This is a genomic window from Janthinobacterium sp. PSPC3-1, from assembly GCF_049896105.1.
Taxonomy (GTDB): Bacteria; Pseudomonadota; Gammaproteobacteria; order Burkholderiales; family Burkholderiaceae_D; genus Janthinobacterium.
In genome coordinates, this window is record NZ_JAFCTQ010000008.1 from 56,825 (window position 1) to 79,079 (window position 22,255).

Genomic DNA, 22,255 nt, shown 5'->3' on the forward strand with positions numbered 1-22,255 from the left:
CACATGATTGAATTTCAGCACGTCTCCAAACAATATACTTCCGATGCGGTGGCCCTGAGCGACATTTCGCTGAGCATCGCCAAAGGCGAACTGGTGTTCCTGGCGGGGCCGTCCGGCGCCGGCAAGTCCACCCTGCTGAAAATGATCGCCGCCATGGAGCGCCCCACCTCGGGCAAGCTGATCGTCAATGGCCAGGACATGGCCAAGCTGAAACCGGCCGGCGTGCCTTTTCTTCGCCGCAATATGGGCCTGATCTTCCAGCAGCAAAAACTGCTGAACGACCGCTCCATCCTGGCCAACGTCATGTTGCCGCTGCTGGTGGTCGGTGCGCACAAGGCGGCGGCCGAACAGCGCGCCCGCCGCGCGCTCGACAAGGTCGGCCTGCTCGACCGCGCGCTGGCGCGGCCGCTGTCGCTGTCCGGCGGCGAGCAGCAGCGCGTGTCGATCGCGCGCGCCATCGTCAACCGTCCGCAGATCATCCTGGCCGACGAGCCGACCGCCAACCTGGACCGCGCCAGCGCCAACAAGGTGCTCGAGGCCCTGAAAGCGTTTCACTCGGTGGGCGTGACCTGCCTCATTTCCAGCCACGACGAACAGATGCTCGACGCGGCCGCCCGCGTGATCCACCTGAAAAACGGCCAGCTGGTGGCCATCGACAAGGCCACCGAGGCACCCGTGTTCGCCACGCCCGACCCCGATTTTGCACCCAAGCCCGATGCCGACGATATACAGGGAGAAGACGCATGAGAGGCTGGTTCCGCCAACACCGCTTTGCGCTCGGTTCGGCGCTGATTCATTTGCGCAAGTCGCCCGGCGGCTTCCTGCTCAACGTGCTGGTGGTGGCGATTGCCCTGTCGCTGCCGTTTGCCGGCCTGACCATGCTCGACAATGTGCGCCCGATGTCCGAGCAGATGTCGGTCGATCCGGAAATCAGCGTGTTCATGAAAATCGATACGCCACGCGAACAGGCGAGCGGCCTGGCCGGCGAGATGCGCAAGATCGTGCACGACCCGAAAGCGAAAATCGTCTTTATTCCGCGCGAAGACGCGCTCGAGTCGCTAAAAAGCAAGAGCGGCCTGGCTGACGTGCTCAACACCCTGGGCGACAATCCGCTGCCCGACAGTTACGTACTGAAACTGAACGCCTTCAATACCGCCACCGAAGCGCAGGATGTCGATGCGGTGGCCGAACTGCTGCGCCAGCTGCCCGGTGTGGAATCGGCACAAGTCGATTCGGCCTGGGTCAAGCGTCTGGCCGCGCTGCTGGGCGTGCTGCGCCTGGTGCTGCTGCTGCTGGCCATTACCCTCGGCGTGGCCGTGATCGCGGTGGTGTTCAATACCATCCGCCTGCAGGTGATGACGCAGCGCGACGAGATCAGCATCTCGAAACTGATCGGCGCCACCGACACCTTTATCCATCGCCCGTTCTATTACACGGGCGCCCTGCTGGGCCTGTGCGCCGGCGCGCTGGCCCTGGGTGCCGTGGCGCTGGCGCTGCAACCGCTCAATACCGCGATTGCCGAATTTGCGCGCCTGTATGCCTCCGAATTCCAGATGACGCCGCTGGCGCCGCTGCCGATGGCGGGCCTCTTGGCCGTCAGCGCCGGCCTGGGCCTGATCGGCGCCTTCCTGTGCGTGCAGCGCCACCTGGCGCGAGTCAACTGACGCCACACGGGACGGTGCCTCTGGTGCCGTCCCATGCCCTCCTCCTGCAATACCCTTGATTTTTGACAAGTATTCTTAAGGCTCACTTCAGTTAGCCTGCGTAGAATATTGACATTGCCATAGGGAATGATATGCAGTTCTGCCATAGTTGCCATGGGCTACTGTGCAGCACTTTCAAGTCAGCCACAATCGGCGCACACTGGCGCCGTCCCCCATGCAAGACTGCATTACCCAGACACCATCAGCCTTTCGAACGTCATAGTATTTTGGCTATCGGAGTGATTGGATGAGCTGATTGGCACTCTCCACCAGAGAGTGCTAATATATGTCAAACCAGTGAGCAGCGAGGCCAGGGTCGCCAGATGAAGATGGCGCCGCGCGCTGCAAACCGCAAGACCGGATACAGTAAAAAGAATGAAACTGGTCCCTGCCGCGTGGCAGGGCCGTATGGAACAAGCAAGACTACGAGGAGTAAACATGACTACGATGTCCGCATTGGTTCCCACCAAAAATAATGCGCTGAACCTTGGGTTCACCGGCAACCTGGGCAATATCGACGCCTATATTTCGGCCGTGAACCGTCTGCCCATGTTGACCCACGATGAAGAAATCTCGCTGGCGACGCGCTTGCGCGAAAAAAATGACCTGGCCGCCGCGCAGGAACTGGTGCTGTCGCACTTGCGCCTGGTGGTGTCGATCGCCCGCGGCTACCTGGGCTATGGCCTGCCGCATGCCGACCTGATTCAGGAAGGCAATATCGGCCTGATGAAAGCCGTCAAGCGTTTCGACCCGGACCAGGGCGTGCGCCTGGTGTCGTACGCCATGCACTGGGTGAAAGCCGAGATGCATGAGTACATCCTGAAAAACTGGCGCCTGGTCAAAGTGGCGACGACGAAGGCGCAGCGCAAGCTGTTCTTCAACCTGCGCAGCCACAAGACCGGCCTGGACGCGATGACGCCGAAGCAGATCGATGCGCTGGCCAAGCTGCTGGACGTGAAACGCGAAGAAGTGATCGAAATGGAAACGCGCTTGAGCGGCCGCGACATCGCGCTGGAATCGCCGACCGACGATGAAGACGACAAGTTTTCGCCGATCGCCTACCTGTCGTCGGAGCAAAGCGAGCCGACCAAGGTACTGGAAGCGGAACAGGTGACGCGCTTGCAATCGGAAGGCCTGGAAACGGCGCTGGGCAAGCTGGACGCCCGCTCGCGCCGCATCGTCGAAGCGCGCTGGCTGGCCAACGACGACGGCTCCGGCGCCACCCTGCACGCGCTGGCTGAAGAGTTCGGCGTATCGGCCGAGCGCATTCGCCAGATCGAAGTGGCGGCGCTGAAAAAAATGAAGGGCGCGCTGGCCGCGTACGTCTAAGTGATAGGCAGCACGCAGTAAAAAGGCGCCTCATGGCGCCTTTTGATTTTAATGGTTTGCCACCATCAGGCTGCCAGGCCTTTGGCAAGCACCTCGGCCACGAGTTCGTTCAAGTCCGCGCCACGCTCCTTGGCCAGGGTTTGCAGCTGCAACACCAGCTCGCTGTTGAGCTTGACGGCGAACGGCACCAGGCCCAGCGCCTGGTCGCGTTTGCGCTGTTCGCGGCGGTCGACGACCACCGCTTCCTTGCCGAAGGCGCCGGCGCCGGGAACATTCATCTTTCCCATCAACTTCTTGGCATCGCTTTTCGCCAGGGCGGTTTTTTTCATGGTTGTTTCCTGATTTTCAAAACAGCCATTCTACGCGATCGCCACCGTTAGCGGCCGGCATTGCCTCATATCAAGGCCGCGCCAGTCGCGCGCCGCGAAAATATCATCTTGTTATGATCAACCCATCTTATCCGTGAAGGCTACAAGCAAGGACGCCATCTGAAAGGAACCATATGCATCATCCGTATCACCGCCTCCCCACCTTCCTGCTGCCCCTGTGGCTGAGCGTGGCCCTGCTGGCCGGCTGCGGCGCCGCCACCAGCACCGGCGACGCGCGCAATACGCCACGCAGCGTGATCCATGTGCTGTCGCCCGGCGAGCAGGTCGCCATCACCGCCACCGACACCTTGAAACTCGACCGTGTCAACGACAGCCGCTGCCGCGCCGGCGCCGTGTGCGTGTGGAAAGGTTATGTCAGTTACAGCTTTACCCTGCTCCATAGCGCCGGCGCCACCGACCTGGTATTGTCCGATTCGATGCCGAATGGCGCCAGTTCCATCACCATCAATCACCTGACCTTCACTTTGCTCGACGTCGATCCGGCCACGCCGCCGCCCGTCGATGCGGCGATTCCCACCTACCGCGTCAAGGTCAAGATCACGCAAGGCACGCTCAAGCACTAGGGTCGTGGCGGCAACGGCTGTCCGACGGCGCCTGCACCCGGTCCCGCATGCCATAGTCGCGTACCACGCCGGCGATGCGCAGCCGGTAATCGTCGAATACACCGTGCCTGCCTGCGGCCTGCGCCGCGCGGTGCGCTTCGAGCTGCCGCCACCGCGCCAGCGCCGCCTCATCGCGAAAAAACGAGAGTGACAGCAATTTGTCGGGATCGCTGAGGCTGCTGAAACGTTCGATGGAAATAAAGCCGTCGACCTCGTCCAGCAAGGGCCGCAGCGCCGCCGCCAGCGCCAGGTAATCCGCGCGCCCCTGCGCGCTGGGCCATACCTCGAAGATCACGGCGATCACGCGGCCTCCGCTGCAGCAAACACAGGAATACGCGCATTCGGCGAGGCGCGGTAATGCCAGTCCAGCGGCAAGCGCCCCAGCGCACCGGACCAGGCCGCCAATATCGCCGCGACGATCGTTTGCGCCACCGCCTGCCCCGGACACAGGTGCACGCCGTGGCCAAAGCCCAGCCCTTCGCCGGCCAGCAGCACCACGATCAGTTGATCCTGGCGTATCGTCACGCCTTCCAGCTCGACGTCACAGGCGGCAAAGCGGCGCGTATTGTGGATCGCCAGCGTGGGCGCCCCGGTGCGCAGCGCCAGCACGCTGTTGCCCAGCAAACCCGCCGTCGCCTCGCAGGTCTGCGTCAGCAAGCCGATCAGGTTGGCCCTTTGACTGGCGTCAGCGTCAGGCAGCAAGCAGGCGAACGCCGCCTGCAAACCGCTGGCCGCCCGCTCGGCGCGCGCGATGGTGGCGCGGTCGGCGCCCACGGGCAGCGCGGCGACAAGCTCCTGGGTCCAGCGCGCGATGTGCGCGAAATCGGCCGGCGCAAAGCCCAGCAACTGCGCCACGGCAAACAGCGGCAGATCAAACATCAGCTGGTTCAATTGCGCGGCGCTGCCAGGCTGATGGGCGCGGGCAAGACGCGCCGTATCGTCATGCAGTCGCACCAGGTCCACCGCTGCCAGTCGCTGCATCAGCAAGCGCTTGGGACCTGCATGGCGCGCGCCGTCATTCATGCGCACCAGCTCGGCAAAAATCGCGCCGCAAGCAGTACCGATCAGGTGCAAGGGCACCGGCTGCCCGGCTGGCCGCACGCGCAGGTCAGGGTGCTCCAGCACGGCGGGTACGCCGCTGCCGGCCGCCAGCCAGCAGTCCAGCCCGGCGTCGAAGCGCAAGGGTGGCCCTTCGGCCAGACGGCGGTAGTAATCAAAAGGCGCGGCGTGCGTGACGGCGGCCAGCATATGGTCGGGATCGTGGGGGAACATGGCAACTCCGTTGCGTTGATGAATGGAGGCGAGTATGCTGGTCCTTTCGCTTCAACACTTCGCCCGGGGACGAATCATGGATGTCAATCTGAGCACTGCCGACGCCGGCCTGGCGCAACTGGCCGGCGCGATTGCCGAACCGGCCCGCGCGCGCATGCTGTGCAGCCTGCTCGACGGCCATGCGCGCACGGCCACGGAACTATCCGTGCTGGCCGAGGTGGGCGCCTCGACCGCCAGCGCCCACCTGACGCGCTTGTGCAAGGACGGCTTGCTGTCGATGGTGGCGCAGGGCAAGCACCGCTATTACCGCCTGGCCAGCGGCGAGGTGGCGCAAGCGCTCGAGGCGCTGCTGGTGGTGGCCGGTTTGCCGCGTTCCGTGTTTACGCCGTCCACGCCGGACCGCCTGCGCCATGCCCGCACCTGCTACGACCATATGGCCGGCACGGTGGCGGTCATTCTGCACGACCAGCTGCTGGCGCAGGACTGGTTGCGCGGCGACGACGGCAACTACCGATTGAGCGTAGCGGGCGAGATCGGCATGGCGGCGCTCGGCGTCGACACGGCGGCGCTGGCCGGCCAGCGCCGGCGCTTCGCCTGCGCCTGCCTGGACTGGAGCGAGCGGCGTTTTCATCTCGGTGGCGCGCTCGGTGCGGCCGTGCTGCAACTGGCGCTGCGCCAGGGCTGGGCCGAACGCGAACTCGACAGCCGTGCGCTGAAGGTCACGGCCGCTGGCCAGCAGCGTTTGCTGGCCGCATTTGGCGCCAGCTGAGCGGGGCGTTATCATCGTGCATTGAGTTGATTGGCAAGGCGCACCATGATCGAGTTCCAGGCACTCTCCAAACGCTACGGCAGTTTCGACGCCGTCAAGCCACTGACCCTGCAGGTGGAGCGCGGCGAAGTCTTCGGTTTCCTGGGGCCGAACGGCGCCGGCAAGACCACCACCATCCGCATGCTGATGGGCATTCTGGTGCCGAGCGGCGGGCGCGTGCTGATCGACGGCCTCGATTGCCACCGCGATGGCGCGGCCGTCAAGCGCAAGGTGGGGTATTTGCCCGACAATCCGATCTTCTACGACTACCTGCGCGGACGAGAAATATTGCAATTCGTCGCCGAAATGCATGGCTTTCCGCGTACGGAGGCCGCCGCGCGCGCTGCACGATTATTGACGGAATTCGGGCTCGACGAAGCGAGCGAGGATTTCGCCGTGAATTACTCGCTGGGCATGAAGAAAAAACTGGGCCTGGCCTGCGCGCTGATCCATGAGCCGGCCGTGCTGGTGCTGGACGAGCCGATCAACGGCCTCGATCCACGCGCCTCGCGCGACGTGCAGGAGCGTTTGCTGCGCATCGCCGCCGCTGGCACCACCATCTTTGTCTCGACCCACTTGCTCGACATGGCGCAAAAGCTGTGCAGCCGGGTCGCCATCATCCACCGTGGCGCGCTGGCGGCCACTGGCAGCTTGGACGAGATCCGCCAGCAACTGGCCAGCGCCGGCAGCCTGGAGGATATTTTCCTGCAGCTGACCGATGAGGCGAGCGCTGCGGACAGCACCGCATGATGGCCCCGCCCTCGACCTTGCGGGCGATCTGGCTGCTGATCCGTTTGCGCCTGCAGCGCCTGCTCAACCTCAGCGGTTCAGCCTTGCTGTTCCAGCGCGCTCAAGGCGGCAAGAGCCGCGCGGCCACGCCGGGCAAACGGCGCGGCCGCTGGCTCGTGGGCGTCTTGCTGATGGCGCCCATGCTGTTTTCGTTTGGGCACATGGCCCGCAACAGCGTGCTCAATCTGCACTGCCAGCTCGACGCCGTGGCCGCTTGCGGCCTGCATCACGCCATGCCGGCCGTGATCGCACACTTGAGCACCACACCGTTCAGCGCGGTGCTGCTGGCCGGCCTGACGTTTCAGTTGGCCTTGCTGTGGCTGGTCAGCGTGCTGGTGCCGCTGGGTACCGGCGACCTGGCGCGCCCCGACTGGGACCTGGAATGGCTGGTCACCCTGCCCGCTCCGGTAACTACCCTGCTGTGGGCGCGCGTGTTCGAGCGCAGCGTGGTCAATCCGGCCGGCCTGCTGGCCGTGCTGCCCACCACTACCATGGTTGCCTGGTATTCGGGCCATGGCTGGCTCTCGCCGCTGCTGGCGCTGGCCGTCAGCCTGGCGCTGCTCTTGCTGGCCGCCATGCTGCGCACCCTGGTCGACACGGGCCTGCGCCTGTCGCTGGCGCCATCGAAGCTGGGCAATTTGCAGGCGATGATTTCCATCGTGTCGCTGGCCCCCATGTATGCCGGCATGTCGTTCGGCATGGGCAAGGATGGCTTTGCGTTTGCCTGGGCCGCCGCCATGCCGGCCTGGAGCGCCTGGATGCCGCCCGGCCTGGTGGTGACCATGCTCAATGCGCAAGATACCGGTACCGCCCTGCTGGCGGCTGGCGCCTTGCTGGCGCAGTCGATCGTCTTGCTGGCGCTGGGCATGGCGATCTTGCGCCGCCAGTTGCGTCACGGCGTGGTCGGCTCAGGCCAGCGCGCCGGCGTGCGCAAGGCGGGCAACAAGCCCGTGCCGGTCCCGCCCGGCCGCTGGCAGATCGGCAGCGTGATCCAGCGGCGCGAACTGACCCTGCTCGGACGCGACCGCAATTTCCTGGTGCAAACCATGTTGCTGCCCCTGCTGATACTGGGTGGCCAGGTGGTCTTCACCGGTCGCCTGCACGATGTGCGCGAACTGCTCGACAGTCCGGCCCTGGTGGCGTCGACCGGGTTTTTTCTCGGCACCTATACCCTGATGATGTCGGCCTTCCAGAACCTGAACAAGGAAGGCGGCGCGCTGTGGCTGCTGTACACCTTCCCCGCCGGCGTGGAACAGGCCTTGCGCGAAAAGGCCCGGCTGTGGGCTGTGCTGGCGATGCTCTATCCCCTCATCATGTTCGGCGTGGCGCTGGCATGGATGCCGGCCTGGCGCTGGGACATGGCGGGCCTGATGCTGCTGGCGCTGGCCGGCATTCCCCTGTATGCGGTGATCGGCGTGGCGCTGGGCGTGTTTGCCAGCGACCCGCTGGCCACCGAAGCGGCAGCAAAAATGCGCCCCGCATACATGTATCTGTACCTGCTGCTGACGGGTTTGTATATCGCCGCGCTGGCGGCCGGCAGCGTGCTGCAGCAGCTGGTGTTCGTGGTGCTCACGGGCGCGCTGGCGGTGGCGCTATGGCAAAAGGCGCGTGACGCAGTGCCGTATCTGCTGGACCCGGCCGCCTTGCCGCCGGCGCGTGTCTCGGGCGCCGACGGCCTGATGGCCGCGATGCTGTTTTTCGCGGCACAAGTGCTGGTCTTGCTGATACTTCCGGGAAAAGGTCACACGACGATGCAACAGGCCACCCTGGCCTTCGGCATCGCTGGCGTGCTGACCTATATAGCGGCACGCCTGGTCTACTGGCGCAGCAAGGCGGCCGGCGTGCCGCGCATATTCCAAGGGCACTCAACGTGGCGCCTCGCGCTGGGCAGCGCGGCGCTGGCCGCCGTATTCGGCGTCGGCTCTACCATGTTGCTGCACGCCTATGGCCTTGCCCCTCCCGTCTCACCCCTGCTCGATGGCAAGTGGAGCTGGCTGTGGCTGAGCGCGCTGGCGGTGCTGGCCGCCCCGCTGTGCGAGGAATTCATTTTCCGTGGCCTGCTGCAAGGCGGACTGCGCCGCTCGCTGCCAGCCTGGCAGGCCATCGTGACCAGCTCACTGGTCTTTGCCATCATGCATCCGCCGGCCTCGATGCTGCCGGTATTCGTGCTGGGTCTGTGCACGGGCTGGACCTATGAGAAGAGCGGCTCGCTGCTGGCGCCGATGCTGGTGCACGCAAGTTATAACGCGGCGATGCTGGCCTGCCAGGCAAGCATGTAGCGTTTTTTCCTTTTCTTGAAGCAACGATTATCTTGTCTGCAATCAAGACAAGAAGTGGCGCCGGGTAGAACAATGCCAGCTACCCACCACCGTTGACAATTGAAGGAGCCACCATGTTTTGCGCCGCATGCGGTACCCAACTGCCAGAAGGAAATGCGCAATTTTGCACCAACTGCGGCGCCAGTTGCACCCCAGGCGTCGCCCTGCCCGCCGGTATCGCCGGCTGGAGCTGGGGTGCCTTCCTGCTGAACTGGATCTGGGCGATCGGCAATCGTACCTGGATAGGACTGCTTGCACTGGTACCCTATCTTGGTATCGGCATCGCCATCTGGCTCGGTATCAAGGGCCGCGAAATGGCGTGGAAGAATGGTCGCTGGGACAGTGTTGAACACTTCAATCGCGTACAGAGAAAGTGGTCACTGTGGGGCGTCAGCATCACAATAAGCGTCGTAGTCATCAGCTTTCTGGCAAGCGTCATGTTGATTGCTTACCTGGCTATCGCTCCGGAAAGTAAAATTGAGCAATTCTCGCCGGAACTTGCAGCCGCGATCGCGGAAAATTCCAACGATCCGGAAACGATGCAAGAGGAAAATAGTCCTGCCAAGAGCGATGAGTAGCAATTGTGCTGGCCAGCACGCAAAACAAAAAAGCCCGCACATGCTTGTGCGGGCTTATCTGCGAGGATAGTCAAGCGAATCCGGGATCAGATCACCCGGCTGCGCCTGCGTAAGTAGCTGCGGCTTAATGCGCCTTCCAGTTCGCGCTCCGTTTTATGCTGGTTCACCGTATACAGGGCCCACAGGGCCGCCGGCACCCAGCCGATCACAGTGCACTGCATGACCAGGGTGGTGGCGCCGGCCAGTGGGCGGCGCAACATGAAAAACGTGAGACACGGAAGTAGCAAGGCTATCAGCAATCGCATCACGACATACTCTCCTTCAATCAAGAGCAGCGGACAGAAGCCGGTATCCGGTCCGTCCCCCGCCCGCTGCGTACTGCTCCTTATAAATGCACGGTGATCTGCGGCATCAGGTCGTCAAAAGTGCGGCCATTGCCGTTTTCGCCGATCGCGTGCATTTTCCATTCGCCGTTATGGCGGTACAGCTTGGCCATGATCTGCGCCGTGTGGGCGCCCTGGACCGACAGGTTGAAACGCGCGATTTCCTGGTTATTGCTGGCATTCAAAATGCGGCAATAGGCGTTTTCCACCTGCGAGAAGTTCTGGCCCGTGAAGCTGTTGACGGTAAACACCAGGCTTTTCACGCCGGCCGGCACATGGGCCAGGTCGACATTGATCTGCTCGTCGTCGCCATCGCCTGCGCCGGTACGGTTGTCGCCCGTGTGAACGATGCTGCCGTCCTTGCTTTTCAGCTGGCGGAACCAGACGATATCGGACACCTTGTTGCTGTCATCAAACAGCACGCACGAGGCGTCCAGGTCGACCGCTTCGGTTTTCGAGCCGAAGCCCAGGAAACCCTTGGTCTTGACCGAATCCCAGCCCAGGCCCATGGTGATGCGGGACAGGCTGGTGCCAGCTTCCTTGTCCAGAGAAATCTTCTGGCCCTTGCTCAAATTGACAGACATACGCATTGCTCCTGTTTGGTTGCTTGTTGACTTGACGGTTACGCCGGCTTGCTTTGGGTCCAGGCCAGAAAGGCCGCGCGGTTGCGCGAGCAGATCAATATCTTGCCGGTGCCCGTAAATTTGAGCACCATGCCTTCACCGCTGGTCTGGCTGTTGATCAGGTTACCCAAAAATCCCCCGCTGCTGCCGGTCGTGATGGAAATCTCGTATTGCAGGCGGCTGTCCCAGCACACGACGTGGGCGTTATCGATCACCACGTCCTTGCCGGGCACCACGTCCAGTTCGGACATGGCGCCAAAACCGGACACCGCCAGTTGGCCGCTGCCGGCCGTTTCGGTGATAAAGAAACCACCGCTCTGGGCAAACAGCGCATTGCCGAGGCTCTGCGTGCGCACTTTCAGTTCCACGCCGGAACTGGCCGCGACAAACGCGCCGTCGCTGATCATGTATTGCTGGGCGCCCACGTCCAGCACGCGCATGGCGCCCGGCAAGGTCGGCGACAGCAGGCAATCGCCATCGCCGCGCAAGGCCTCGACATGCTGCTGAAAGAAGGACTCGCCGTTGGCAAAGGTGCGCATCAGCGCAGCGCCCAGGCCGCCGGTCATCTTGCCTTTCAGCTCAAGATTGGTTTCCATCATCACCATCGCGTCGGATTCGCAATAGATCTTCTCGCCCTTGGCCAGCGATACATGCAGAAACGGGTCGATATCCCCGGTGACACTAAAAACTGGCATACAAACTGTTCCTTTCCTGGCTTTGATGATGATGGGGTGATCAGCATCGGAATGTTTTACTACAGTATCGGCACCGCACAAAACCGTAGCGAGCGGATGCAAGTTGTGGCTGAGAAGCGCAGCTGTACTCTAGTACAGCGAGCATCGCCGGCCGCAAATTGCACCGCGCAGTAGGTTTGGTGTGGTGACCTTACACGCCGACGCCGAACGAGGCTGCGAGTGGACCCAGACCGCCTTTGTAGCCCTGGCCGATGGCCTTGAATTTCCAATCCGCGCCGTTGCGGTAGATTTCACCAAACACCATCGCCGTTTCGGCCGAGCCGTCTTCCGACAGGTCGAAGCGGGCGATTTCCGTGTTGCCATTGGCGTTGATGCAACGCACATAGGCTTTCGAGACCATGCCGAAGTTCTGCTTGCGCGCTTCGGCATCGTGGATCGTCACGCAGACGGCGATCTTGTCGATCTCGGCCGGCACGGTCGACAGGTCGACGGTGACGGTTTCATCGTCGCCATCGCCGGCGCCGGTGGTGTTGTCGCCCGAGTGGGTAACGGAGCCGTCGCTCGACTTCAGGTTGTTGTAGAAAATCATGTCGACGTCGGCACGGACCTTGCCGTCCGCTTTCAGCAGGAAGACCGAACCGTCGATGTCGAACGCGGCGCCATCGGTGGCGCGCGCATCCCAGCCCAGGCCGATGGTCATCTTGGTGATGCCGGGAGCTTCCTTGCTCAGGTTGACGTTGCCGCCTTTTTGCAGACTGATTGCCATGATGTATTTCTCCTATATGAAATGAAGGTACCGCATACGTAATACAAACACCTGGCGCCCTCCACCGGCCCGACTCCCCGGGCCGGCGGCGACGCTTGCTGCTGCTGGCGGGCAAACCGGTGTGGTCGTTTGCCGCGCATTCTTTTTAGACCTGCTATGCCTTGGCTGATTCCAGCACGTCAGGCTTGTCTTCTTCCAGCGCCATCCGGCGCTTGTAGCGGATCGACGACCACAGCGAGGCGAGAATAAAGGCCACGCCGATCAGGCCCGTGAAAATCTCCGGCACATGGAACTTCATGCTGACCAACATGATCACGGCCAGGATACCGATCGCATAGTGCGCGCCGTGCTCCAGATAAACGAACTCATCCAACGTACCCTTGCGGACCAGGAACACCGTCATCGACCGCACGAACATCGCACCGATGGCCAGGCCCAGCATGATGATGACCACGTCCTTGGTGATGGCGAACGCGCCGATCACGCCGTCAAAGCTGAACGATGCATCGAGCACTTCCAGGTACAGGAAACCGCCGATACCGCCGCGCTTGACGATGTCGCCCATATTGCCGTCACCGTTGTCGCCTTCCAGCAAGCCGCTGATCACGTCGACGCCGACGTAGGTCAAAATACCCCACAGGCCCGCCGTCAGCACCACCAGTTTTTGGCCCTCGTCTATCATGCTCAGGCTGGCCATCAGGGTGCCCAGCGCGATCATCACGGAAATCGAGGAAACCTTGCCCAGCGCGCCCAGCTTTTCTTCGAAGCGGCCCAGCCAGTGGGTTTCTTTTTCATGGTCCAGCAGGAAGTTCAGGAACACCAGCAGCAGGAAAATACCGCCGAAGGCCGCCACTTCCGCGTGGTGATTCGTCAGGTGCATCGAATACTGTTCCGGGTCGCTGAGCGCCAGGTTCCATACTTCCAGCAAACCGAGGTCGGCCGCTTGCGCCACGATCACCAGCGGGAACAGCAAGCGCATGCCGAACACGGCGATGATGATGCCTACGCCCAGGAACAGGCCTTGCCAGAATTTGTCCCAGTTTTTCAGGACAGAAGCATTGACGACCGCATTGTCGAATGACAGCGACACTTCCATGATGCCCAGGATCACGGCAATACCCAGCGCCGACAGCATGGTGGACACGCCGCCATGCGTGTAGCCCCACCAGGCCGAGATGCCCAGGCAGATAAATGTCACTAAAAATGACACTCTAAAATGCTTCATCAATTCTCCTATCAGTTTGCAAACATGAGCAGAGTATAGGTGCGCACGATTGATTTAAAAATGGAAGATAATGGAAGCATTACTTCGTAAAAACAGAAGATAGGCCAAGCAGATGAAAACCACGGGCTTCAATTACCGCCATTTGTACTTTTTTTGGGTCGTCGCCAGGGAAGGCGGCGTGACGCGCGCGGCCGAGCGCCTGGGCCTGGCCGTGCAGACCATCAGCACCCAGCTGGCGCTGCTGGAAAAGGAGCTGGGCAAGTCGCTGCTGCAGCCGCAGGGCCGGCGCCTGGTGCCGACCGAAGCGGGCCGGCTGGCGCTCGGCTATGCGGACCAGATTTTTTTGCTCGGCGAACAGATGCAGGAGGCGCTGGCCGACACCGACGCGGAAAAGATGCGGCTGACGGTGGGCATTTCCGATTCCCTGCCGAAACTGATGGCCTACCGCATGCTCGACGCCACGCGCAGCCTGGGCCAGCCCGTCAAGCTGGTGTGCCTGGAAAACGAGTTCGAGTCGCTGCTGGCCGACCTGGCGCTGCACAAGCTGGACCTGGTGCTGACCGACCGCGCCGTGCCGGCCGGCGCCAGCCTGCGCGTATCGAGTCATCTGTGGGGCGAGAGCGCCATGAAACTGTTCGGCGTGCCGGCCCTGGCCGAACGCTACCGCGACAACTTTCCGCACAGCCTGCATGGCGCGCCGTTTTTGCTACCGACGCGCAACAACGCCTTGCGCGGACGCATCGACGAATGGATGGTGCACCAGGGCGTGCGGCCCGACGTGGCCGGCGAGTTCGAAGACAACGCCATGCTGAACGCCTTTGGCCGCAAGGGCCTGGGCCTGTTCTTCGCCTCGGCCAGCCTGGCGGCCGAGATCGAGGAACAGTTCGGCGCCGTGCTGGTGGGCGAAGCCTCGTCCCTGCGCGAACAGTTCTATGTGATCTCGAACGAACGCAAGATCATGCACCCGGCGCTGGGGGTGATTCTGGCGGCCGTGCAAAAGCCGCCCACCGCGCCCTGATCAGCCGTCCAGGTCAGCCGCAATCGCCGCCAGCAGGGCCGCCTGGTCCGGCTCGGCCGTATCGACGTTGGCCAGATGCACCACCGACAAGCCGGCCTGCGGCAGGCGCAGCAGCAAGGTATGAAAGCCCCACAGGCCGCCGCCGTGGAACACCACCTCGCGTCCCGCGTGCTCGAACACTTCCAGGCCGAAGCGGTAGGACCAGTGGTGGCCGTCTGGCGCGCTCGACGGTTGCAGCAAGGAACGCACCAGGCTGGCGGGGTCAGCGTACTGGCGGTGCCATGCCCGCTCCCACAAGGCCAAGTCATGCAGCGAGGCATACACGCCGCCATCGCCGACGGTATTCGCGTTGCCCAGATGCTGGCGGTAGCCGCCCGGCATTGCCGCGTCTGGCGTATAGCTGCGCACGCGCTGCGGCATCACCGCCTGCCGCTCGACGTCGAACGCAGTGGCGTGCATCTCCAGCGGCGCAAACAGGGTGTTGCGCGCATGCTCCGCCAACGAGTTTCCACTCAACACTTCCACCAGTTTGGCCAGCAAAATGTAATTGCAGTTGCTGTAGGCATGGGCGCTGCCGGGCGCAAACGCCAGCTCATCCATTTTCTCGATGATGCGCAGCAAATGCACATTATTGAAATAGTCGCTCTCGTGCCGGCCCAGCTGGCACTGCAGGAAAGCAAAATAATCGGGGATGCCGCTGGTGTGGTTGAGCAGCTGGTGCACGCTGATCGCCTGTTCGAACTGCCGCACTTCCGGCAGGTGGGGCGCCACATCGTCATCGAGGCCGATCCGTCCCTGGCGCACCAGATCCAGCACACAGGCGGCCGTAAACTGTTTCGACTCGGACGCCAGGTAATAGCGTGAGCGGCCTGTCAGCGGCACGCCCAGTTCCAGGCAGGCCAGGCCGTGATGCAGTTCGAACACAGGCTGGCCGTGGCGCAGCACCAGCGCGCTGAAGCCGGGGCCGTCGGCAGGCAGGCGCGCCTGCAGGGCCTCGAAGTGAAGAGCAAGATTTTTCATGGCGATAAGATTAACATACTGATTCTTGTATTCAGTGGAAAAACTGATAAATCCATTCGAAAATAACGTTTGAATAATCAATCAAAAACGATTGTAATCAAGGCTCAGAAAGGTGCCTGCCGCAATCACACGTACAGGCGCCACCGATAACAAAATCCCAGGAGCGCAAGCATGTCCACGGCAGGCACGACGATCGATATTCCCGATCTCATCAATCACAACAAGATAGGTTCCTTCCAGATCGGCATGCTGATCCTGTGCGGGCTGTGCGTCATCATGGATGGCTTCGACGTGCAGGCGATGGGCTATGTGGCGCCCGCCATTATTGCCGACTGGCATGTGAGCAAAGCCAACCTGGGCCCGGTCTTCGGCGCCGGCCTGCTGGGCATGCTGGTCGGCTCGCTGGTGTTCAGCATCACGGCCGACAAGTTCGGCCGCCGCCCCGTGCTGATCGGTTCGACCATTTTCTTTTCCCTCTGCATGCTGGTCACGCCGCTGGCCACCACCATCGAGCAACTGCAGCTGATCCGCTTTATCACCGGCCTGGGCCTGGGCGCCGTGATGCCGAACGCCATGGCGCTGGCAGGCGAATACAGCCCGCTGCGCAAGAAAGTCACCCTGATGATGCTGGTGTCCTGCGGTTTTACGCTGGGCGCCGTGCTCGGTGGCCTGTTGTCGGCGGCCCTGATTCCCGCGTTTGGCTGGCAATCGGTGTTTTACGTGGGCGGCGTGGTGCCGTTGGCGATCGGCGTGCTGATGTTCTTCCTGCTGCCCGAGTCGATGCAGTTTTTGGTGCTGAAGAAAAAGAATTTGCACAAGGTGGCACAGTGGCTCAAGCGCATCGACCCGAGCGTGACGATCACCGCCGACACCCAATACGTGGTGCATGAGAAGGAAACCCGTGGCGCACCCGTGCTGGCGCTGTTTCGCGAAGGCCGCGCCAAAATGACGATCCTGTTATGGATCATCAACTTCATGAACTTGCTGAACCTGTATTTCCTGTCGAACTGGCTGCCGACGATCGCCAGGGAAGCGGGCCTGTCGACCGCCAATGCGGTGCTGGCCGGCACTGCCCTGCAAGTGGGCGGCACCATCGGCACCCTGATCATGGGGCAATTGATCGACCGCTCCAGCTTCCGCCGCATCCTGCTGCCCTGCTTCCTGGTGGCGGCGGTGGCGATTGCCCTGATCGGCCGTCCGGACGTGTCGCTGGCCTTCCTGTTCATCACGATTTTCATTGCCGGTTTCTGCATCGTCGGTGGCCAGCCGGCCGTCAATGCGCTGGCGGCCAGCTACTACCCCACCACCCTGCGCTCGACCGGCATCGGCTGGAGCCTGGGCGTGGGCCGCATCGGCTCGATTATCGGCCCGGTGCTTGGCGGCGAGCTGATCCGGTTGAACTGGCCCAACAGCACGATTTTCCTGGTGGTGGCGATTCCGGCCATCGTCTCGGCCGTGATGGTGTTTTCCATGCGTGGTGGCGGCACCAGCACGGTCAAGGCCTGAAAAGGACTGAAATTGCGGCGCGCGCGGCCGATATTAGGCCATGGTGGCCTTCGTCGTTTAAGATGACGTTTTAACAGCCCATCTTTTTGCGTCCCCATGCACAATGTTTTGCTTGTCCTGCTCGCCTTTTTCCTGGTCGCGCTCAATGGTTTTTTTGTTGCCGCCGAATTTGGCATCGTTACCTTGCGGCGCACGCGCATCCGCGCCATCGCCAAGACGCAGGGGCTGCGGGGCCGCATCCTGGCCAAGGTGCACGGCCAGCTGGACGCCTACCTGTCGGCCTGCCAGCTGGGCATCACGCTGGCGTCGCTGGGCCTGGGCTGGGTCGGCGAGCCGGCCTTTGCGGGCCTGCTCGAACCGCTGTTCGGCGCCATCGGCGTCACTTCGCAGGAACTGATCCACGGCGTGTCCTTCGTGGTGGCCTTCAGCGTGATTTCCTTTTTGCATATCGTGGTCGGCGAACTGGCGCCCAAATCGATGGCGATCCGCAACCCGGAAGCGGTCGGCCTGTGGAGCGCGATTCCCCTGTACGGCTTTTACTGGGCCATGTACCCGGCCATCTTCCTGCTCAACGCCAGCGCCAACTGGGTGTTGCGCATGGCGGGCCTGTCGGGAAAAGGCGGCCACGATGCCCACTACTCCTCCGAAGAGCTGAAACTGATCCTGCGCACCAGCCAGCCCGGCGAAAAATTCACGCGCGACGAACGCAATATCCTGGCCCAGTCGCTCGATTTCGAGCAGATGACGGTGTCGGACCTGATGCGCCCGCTCAATGAAGTGGTGGCCCTGTATGCCTCGGAAAACCTGGAGCAGAACCTGGAAACCGTGCTGCGCAACCGCTTCAGCCGCTACCCCTACTTCGATACCAATGAAGACGATGTGCTGGGCGTGATTCACCTGAAAGACCTGTTTTTCGCCCAGCAGGCCGGCAAGACCATCAGCTCGCTGATCCCTTTCCTGCGGCCGGTGGACATCATTTCGGCGCGCACGCCGGCGCTGGAACTGTTCCGCCGCTTTCGCGACGGCGCGCCGCACTTCGCGCTGATCGGCGAAAAGGGCAAGCGCCCGGTGGGGTTCATTACTCTGGACAATTTGCTGGGCGCCATGGTCGGCGAGATCCGCGATGAATTTCGCCGCAATGAAAACGACTGGCTCAAGCAGAGCGACGGCACCCTGATCGGCAAGGCCAGCCTGCCGATCTTCTCGCTCGAACGCATCCTCGGCATCGATATCGAGAACGAGGAACTGGGCCTCGATGACGTGGAGTCCGTCGGCGGCCTGATCATGGTCAAGCTGGGCGATATTCCGAAACAGGGCCAGCGCATCACCTTTGTCGACTTCGATATCGTCGTCAAGAAAATGAACGGCCCCCGTATCGTCCTGATCAAGGTGATACCGAAAGTCGAGCGCGACCTGGACGCCGACCTGCGCGACTAAGATTTCTTTTCGCCAAGGCTATCCTTGCCCTGCGGCACGGTTGTCATGCCCAGGGTCCAAGTTTGCAGCAAGCTGTACAGCACCGCCAGCAGGGTCGGGCCGATAAAGATGCCGACAAAGCCGAAGGCCAGCACGCCGCCGAGCACGCCCAGCAGCACCAGCAAAAACGGCAGGCTGCTGCCGCGGCTGATCAGCAGCGGCTTGACCACATTGTCGACGCCGCTGATCAACAAGCCACCCCACACCAGCATGAAGATGCCCCAGCCCGTCTGGCCGCTGTTGAACAGCCAGATGGCGGCGCCGCCCCACACCAGCGGCGGCCCCACCGGCACCAGCGACAGCACGAAGGTGGCGATGCCCAGCAGGGCCACGGCCGGCACGCCGGCGATCAGAAACCCCACCACCGCCACCAGCGCCTGCGCCAGCGCCGTGCCCAGCAGGCCATACATCACGCCGCGGATGGTGCGGCTGATGGTCAGCGCCACGCCGGGCGCGCTGTCGCCGATAATGCGCGCGCTGCCGTTGAGCAGCGCGGTGCGCAGCAATTGCCCATCGCGGTACAGGAAAAAACTGACGAACACGGCCAGGCTGGTCTGTGCCACGCCGCTGCCCAGCACGATGCCGCCGGAAGTGAGGAAATGGCGGGCCGGCTCCAGCATGTTCTTGCCCAGGTTCAGCAGCTCTTCGCGGTCGTCGATAATGCGCCGGATATAGCCGTCGATGGTGTCGCCGATCAGCGGTATGCTGGCCAGCCAGGCCGGCGGATGCAGCCCGCCTTCGTCCAGCGCCAGCCGCAGCTGCTCATAGATGCGCGCCACATTGTCGGCCAGATTGTAGGTGACCAGCACCAGCGGCAGCACGATCACCAGCACCAGCGAGACGGTCATGATGGCCGCCGCCAGGTTGCGCCGGCCCTTGACGCGCGCCAGCAGCAGCAGATACAGCGGCCAGCTGGAAATGCTGACGCAGACGGCGAACAGCATCGCCGGCAAAAAGGGGCGCAGGACGAAAAAGCAGCCGATCAACAAAAAGATGACGGCTGCCAGGCGGGCGTGAGGCTCGAAACGTTTGTCCATGTACCGCGTATCCTGAGATGGCGCCCCAGCGGCGCCGCTGGCTCAGGATAGCAGAAGTTTAAGATCGTGCGCGATGGCGGCCGGCTTCTCGCCGTGGCGCACGAACAGGCGGATCTTGCCGTGGCGGTCAAACACATAGGTGCCGGCCGTATGGTCGACCGTGTAGCTGCTGTCGGTTTCGCCTTCGACCTTGGCGTAATACACCTTGAATTCCTTGGCCACTTTCGCCGTGGCGGCAAGGTCGCCGTACAGGCCGACAAAGCGCTTGTCAAAGGCCGGCACGTATTCGGCCAGCAGGGCCTGCGTGTCGCGCTCGGGGTCGACCGTGACGAACAGCACTTGCACCTGGTCGGCCTGCGGCCCCATCTCTTTCATCACCTGCGCCATGTCGGCCATGGTGGTGGGGCAGACGTCCGGGCATTGCGTATAGCCGAAGAACATCAGCACGACCTTGCCCTGGTAATCGGCCAGGGTGCGTGGCTTGCCCGTATGGTCGGTCAGCGCAAACTCACGCGCATAGCCCAGTCCCGTCACATCGGTGTTCTGGAAAGCCGGTTTCGGCGCTTCCGGTTTGCCGCAAGCGGCCAGCAGCAAGGTGGTCAACAACAGGCAGAAGAGTTTTTTCATGAGCCGAGAGGGATGTAATGGTCGACCAGCAGCGCCACGAACAGCAGCGACAGGTAGATGATGGAATAGGTAAAGGCTTTCCTCGCGATCAGGTCCGTGTACTTGCGGTACATCTGCCACGAGTAATACAGGAAGCCGGCGTTCAGTACCACGGCCGAGGCCAGGTAGATCAGCCCGCTCATGCGCACGGCGTACGGCATCAGGGTGGTGGCGGCCAGCGCGATCGAATACAGCCACACGTGAAACTGCGTGAATGCCAGGCCGTGGGTGACGGGCAGCATCGGCAGGCCGGAGCGGGCGTAGTCGTCGCGGCGGTACATGGCCAGCGCCCAGAAGTGCGGCGGCGTCCAGACAAAAATGATCAGCACCAGCAGCCAGGCCTGCATCGGCACGTCGTTGGCGACAGCGGCCCAGCCCAGCGCCGGCGGCATGGCGCCGGACAGACCACCGATGACGATGTTCTGCGGTGTGGCCGGTTTCAGGACCATGGTGTAGATCAGCGCATAGCCGACAAACGTCACAAAGGTCAGCCACATGGTCAGCGGATTGACCAGGTAATACAGGATGCCCATGCCCAGGCCGCCGATCACCAGCGCGAACACCACCGTCTGTTTCACCGTGATATCGCCCATCGCCATCGGACGGCGCGCCGTGCGGGCCATGCGCGCGTCGATCTCGCGCTCGGCCAGGCAGTTGACGGCGAATGCCGCGCCCGCCAGCAACCAGATGCCGATGGTGCCGAACACCACCGGCTGCCAGTCCGGCAAGGTTTCGCTGGCCAAGAACATGCCGATCACGGCGCAAAATACGGCCAGTTGCGTCACGCGCGGCTTGGTCAGCGCCCAGTACTGGGCGATGCGGGGGGAGGGTTTACGGCTGATGGTCTGAGTAGTCATTTCTGGGAGCGTGCGGAAGGTGCCGCCGCGTAGGTGTCGCGGTGGATGCCGTGTTGAATATTCCGATTCTGTGCGGCATCGAGCTGGAATTTAGCCTTGTAGTTTAACATGGTCAGCAACAACACGAGCAGCGCCGCCCCGCCGTTATGCAGGACGGCAATCGCCAGCGGCCAGTTCAGGTAGATCGTCGCCATGCCGGTGGCCGCCTGCAGTGCCAGCACCAGGGCAATCATCCGCGCCGTGCCGCGCAGGGACGGCAGCTTCCATGCGCGAAACACGGTATAGCCGATGCCGGCCAACACGATCAAGGCGAAATTGCGGTGCACCCAGTGGATCGCCGTCAGCGCCGAGAACGGCAGATAATGGCCGGCGGCCGTCTTGCCCAGCTCGCGCCACAAATAAAAGGCGTGCTCGAAATCCATCTCGGGGATCACCTTGCCGCCGCACAAAGGAAAATCGGTACAGGCCAGCGCCGCATAATTGGTGCTGACCCAGCCGCCCAAGGCGATCTGCAAGGTCAACAATACAGCCGAAAAAATCGCCAGCGCGCGCACCGGGCGCAGTACCACGGCATCGGCATCGGCGCACAGCACCGGCGACACCGCATGATCCTGGCGTCCACCGAGCCACACCAGCAGGGACAATAATCCCATGCCCAGCAGCAAATGGATGGTGACGATCACCGGCTGCAGTTTCAAGGTGACGGTCCAAGCGCCAAACGCGCCTTGCAGGCAGACAAAGAAGAACAGCGCCGTCGGCAAGGCGGGCGCGAATTCCTCGCGGCGGTTTCCTTGTTTATCCTTTTTCCGCCATTGACGCCAGGCCTGTACCATCATCGCCACGATCAGCACGCCGATCGCCATCGCCAGGTAGCGGTGCGTCATTTCGATCCAGGCTTTGACCACCGTCACGGGGCCGGTCGGCATCAGCGTTTCAGCGGCCACGATATGCTCGTGCGCCAGGAAAGGATTGGCCGAGCCATAGCAGCCGGGCCAGTCCGGGCAGCCGAGGCCGGAATCGGACAAGCGCGTAAAGCCGCCAAACATGATCAGGTCGACCGTCAGGAACACGGCGATCCACACGAGTTTTCGGTATTTATTGGCGTCGGCGGAGACCCACACCATGGTCAGCGGCAACAGGGCTACCAGCAGGCCTGTCAGGCCCAGCTGGGCCAGCGCGGAAAGATGCATTTCAG

24 protein-coding genes are annotated in these 22,255 nt (G+C 62.5%); 11 read left to right on the forward strand and 13 right to left on the reverse strand.

Annotated features, from left to right (window positions below):
- Positions 1-3 precede the first annotated feature (3 nt).
- The 3 genes from ACP7B7_RS10940 (at position 4) to rpoH (ending at position 3,032) form a co-directional block, all read left to right on the forward strand.
- Entirely contained in the window at positions 4-747 is a 744-nt protein-coding gene (locus tag ACP7B7_RS10940) for a cell division ATP-binding protein FtsE (protein ID WP_308923937.1), read from the forward strand.
- Positions 744-1,664: a permease-like cell division protein FtsX gene (gene ftsX, locus ACP7B7_RS10945; RefSeq protein ID WP_308923936.1), complete on the forward strand. Its 921-nt coding sequence runs from the start codon at positions 744-746 to the stop codon at positions 1,662-1,664. Before ACP7B7_RS10940 ends, ftsX begins: the two co-directional genes overlap by 4 nt.
- A 477-nt stretch (positions 1,665-2,141) precedes the next feature.
- Positions 2,142-3,032 (forward strand): RNA polymerase sigma factor RpoH, encoded by an 891-nt coding sequence (gene rpoH, locus ACP7B7_RS10950; RefSeq protein WP_094443304.1) that lies wholly within the window; start codon positions 2,142-2,144, stop codon positions 3,030-3,032.
- Between the two features lie 65 nt (positions 3,033-3,097).
- On the opposite strand, the gene ACP7B7_RS10955 is transcribed toward rpoH, so the two are convergent.
- Positions 3,098-3,361, reverse strand: coding sequence for a hypothetical protein (locus tag ACP7B7_RS10955; RefSeq protein WP_308923935.1), 264 nt, complete (start codon positions 3,359-3,361; stop codon positions 3,098-3,100).
- Between the two features lie 173 nt (positions 3,362-3,534).
- On the opposite strand from ACP7B7_RS10955, the gene ACP7B7_RS10960 reads away from it, so the two are divergent.
- On the forward strand, positions 3,535-3,984 hold the full coding sequence (locus ACP7B7_RS10960; RefSeq protein ID WP_308923934.1) for a hypothetical protein: 450 nt from the start codon (positions 3,535-3,537) through the stop codon (positions 3,982-3,984).
- Here ACP7B7_RS10960 and ACP7B7_RS10965 read toward each other — a convergent pair.
- Together ACP7B7_RS10965 and ACP7B7_RS10970 are read right to left on the reverse strand one after the other, a co-directional pair.
- Entirely contained in the window at positions 3,974-4,327 is a 354-nt protein-coding gene (locus ACP7B7_RS10965) for an antibiotic biosynthesis monooxygenase family protein (protein WP_308923933.1), read from the reverse strand. The two genes, ACP7B7_RS10960 and ACP7B7_RS10965, sit on opposite strands and share 11 nt — an antisense overlap.
- On the reverse strand, positions 4,324-5,295 hold the full coding sequence (locus tag ACP7B7_RS10970; protein ID WP_308923932.1) for a cytochrome P450: 972 nt from the start codon (positions 5,293-5,295) through the stop codon (positions 4,324-4,326). The genes ACP7B7_RS10965 and ACP7B7_RS10970 overlap by 4 nt, the downstream gene beginning before the upstream one ends.
- 76 nt (positions 5,296-5,371) lie before the next feature.
- Here ACP7B7_RS10970 and ACP7B7_RS10975 point away from each other — a divergent pair, with 76 nt between their 5' ends.
- The 4 genes from ACP7B7_RS10975 (at position 5,372) to ACP7B7_RS10990 (ending at position 9,788) form a co-directional block, all read left to right on the forward strand.
- A complete protein-coding gene (locus ACP7B7_RS10975; RefSeq protein ID WP_308923931.1) occupies positions 5,372-6,064 on the forward strand; it encodes an ArsR/SmtB family transcription factor in 693 nt (230 codons plus the stop codon).
- 45 nt (positions 6,065-6,109) lie between these two features.
- Positions 6,110-6,853, forward strand: coding sequence for an ABC transporter ATP-binding protein (locus ACP7B7_RS10980; protein WP_308923930.1), 744 nt, complete (start codon positions 6,110-6,112; stop codon positions 6,851-6,853).
- The gene (locus tag ACP7B7_RS10985; protein WP_426076696.1) at positions 6,850-9,171 is read left to right on the forward strand and encodes a CPBP family glutamic-type intramembrane protease; all 2,322 of its coding nucleotides are present in this window, start codon (positions 6,850-6,852) and stop codon (positions 9,169-9,171) included. Before ACP7B7_RS10980 ends, ACP7B7_RS10985 begins: the two co-directional genes overlap by 4 nt.
- A 113-nt stretch (positions 9,172-9,284) precedes the next feature.
- A complete protein-coding gene (locus ACP7B7_RS10990; RefSeq protein ID WP_426076697.1) occupies positions 9,285-9,788 on the forward strand; it encodes a zinc ribbon domain-containing protein in 504 nt (167 codons plus the stop codon).
- An 86-nt stretch (positions 9,789-9,874) separates the two neighbouring features.
- Here ACP7B7_RS10990 and ACP7B7_RS10995 read toward each other — a convergent pair whose 3' ends face one another.
- The 5 genes from ACP7B7_RS10995 to ACP7B7_RS11015 all read right to left on the reverse strand — a co-directional run bounded on the left by ACP7B7_RS10995 (position 9,875) and on the right by ACP7B7_RS11015 (position 13,480).
- Positions 9,875-10,093 (reverse strand): YqaE/Pmp3 family membrane protein, encoded by a 219-nt coding sequence (locus ACP7B7_RS10995; RefSeq protein ID WP_426076762.1) that lies wholly within the window; start codon positions 10,091-10,093, stop codon positions 9,875-9,877.
- 80 nt (positions 10,094-10,173) lie between these two features.
- The gene (locus tag ACP7B7_RS11000; protein ID WP_308923928.1) at positions 10,174-10,755 is read right to left on the reverse strand and encodes a TerD family protein; all 582 of its coding nucleotides are present in this window, start codon (positions 10,753-10,755) and stop codon (positions 10,174-10,176) included.
- 38 nt (positions 10,756-10,793) lie between these two features.
- Entirely contained in the window at positions 10,794-11,489 is a 696-nt protein-coding gene (locus ACP7B7_RS11005; RefSeq protein ID WP_308923927.1) for a TIGR00266 family protein, read from the reverse strand.
- Positions 11,490-11,679: 190 nt separating this feature from the next.
- Positions 11,680-12,255 carry a TerD family protein gene (locus ACP7B7_RS11010; protein ID WP_308923926.1) on the reverse strand — a complete coding sequence of 192 codons (576 nt, stop codon included), beginning with the start codon at positions 12,253-12,255 and terminating at the stop codon, positions 11,680-11,682.
- 154 nt (positions 12,256-12,409) lie between these two features.
- Positions 12,410-13,480, reverse strand: a complete 1,071-nt coding sequence (locus ACP7B7_RS11015; RefSeq protein WP_308923925.1) for a DUF475 domain-containing protein — start codon at positions 13,478-13,480, stop codon at positions 12,410-12,412.
- A gap of 112 nt (positions 13,481-13,592) precedes the next feature.
- Between ACP7B7_RS11015 and ACP7B7_RS11020 the strand changes: the two genes are divergently transcribed.
- Positions 13,593-14,498 carry a LysR family transcriptional regulator gene (locus tag ACP7B7_RS11020; RefSeq protein WP_426076698.1) on the forward strand — a complete coding sequence of 302 codons (906 nt, stop codon included), beginning with the start codon at positions 13,593-13,595 and terminating at the stop codon, positions 14,496-14,498.
- On the opposite strand, the gene ACP7B7_RS11025 is transcribed toward ACP7B7_RS11020, so the two are convergent.
- Complete coding sequence (locus tag ACP7B7_RS11025; RefSeq protein WP_308923923.1) at positions 14,499-15,518, reverse strand: serine hydrolase domain-containing protein; 1,020 nt, start codon at positions 15,516-15,518, stop codon at positions 14,499-14,501.
- 171 nt (positions 15,519-15,689) lie between these two features.
- On the opposite strand from ACP7B7_RS11025, the gene ACP7B7_RS11030 reads away from it, so the two are divergent.
- Both ACP7B7_RS11030 and ACP7B7_RS11035 read left to right on the forward strand, forming a co-directional pair.
- A complete protein-coding gene (locus ACP7B7_RS11030; RefSeq protein WP_308923922.1) occupies positions 15,690-17,024 on the forward strand; it encodes an MFS transporter in 1,335 nt (444 codons plus the stop codon).
- Between the two features lie 96 nt (positions 17,025-17,120).
- Entirely contained in the window at positions 17,121-18,461 is a 1,341-nt protein-coding gene (locus ACP7B7_RS11035) for a hemolysin family protein (RefSeq protein WP_308923921.1), read from the forward strand.
- Here the strand turns inward: ACP7B7_RS11035 and ACP7B7_RS11040 are convergent.
- From ACP7B7_RS11040 to ACP7B7_RS11055, 4 genes are read right to left on the reverse strand one after another with little or no spacing between them, the layout of a single operon-like run.
- The gene (locus tag ACP7B7_RS11040) at positions 18,458-19,537 is read right to left on the reverse strand and encodes an AI-2E family transporter (protein WP_308923920.1); all 1,080 of its coding nucleotides are present in this window, start codon (positions 19,535-19,537) and stop codon (positions 18,458-18,460) included. The two genes, ACP7B7_RS11035 and ACP7B7_RS11040, sit on opposite strands and share 4 nt — an antisense overlap.
- Positions 19,538-19,579: 42 nt before the next feature.
- Positions 19,580-20,164 carry an SCO family protein gene (locus ACP7B7_RS11045; RefSeq protein WP_308923919.1) on the reverse strand — a complete coding sequence of 195 codons (585 nt, stop codon included), beginning with the start codon at positions 20,162-20,164 and terminating at the stop codon, positions 19,580-19,582.
- Entirely contained in the window at positions 20,161-21,060 is a 900-nt protein-coding gene (gene cyoE, locus ACP7B7_RS11050) for a heme o synthase (protein ID WP_308923918.1), read from the reverse strand. The genes ACP7B7_RS11045 and cyoE overlap by 4 nt, the downstream gene beginning before the upstream one ends.
- Positions 21,057-22,250 (reverse strand): COX15/CtaA family protein, encoded by a 1,194-nt coding sequence (locus tag ACP7B7_RS11055; protein WP_308925657.1) that lies wholly within the window; start codon positions 22,248-22,250, stop codon positions 21,057-21,059. The genes cyoE and ACP7B7_RS11055 overlap by 4 nt, the downstream gene beginning before the upstream one ends.
- Positions 22,251-22,255: the final 5 nt, after the last annotated feature.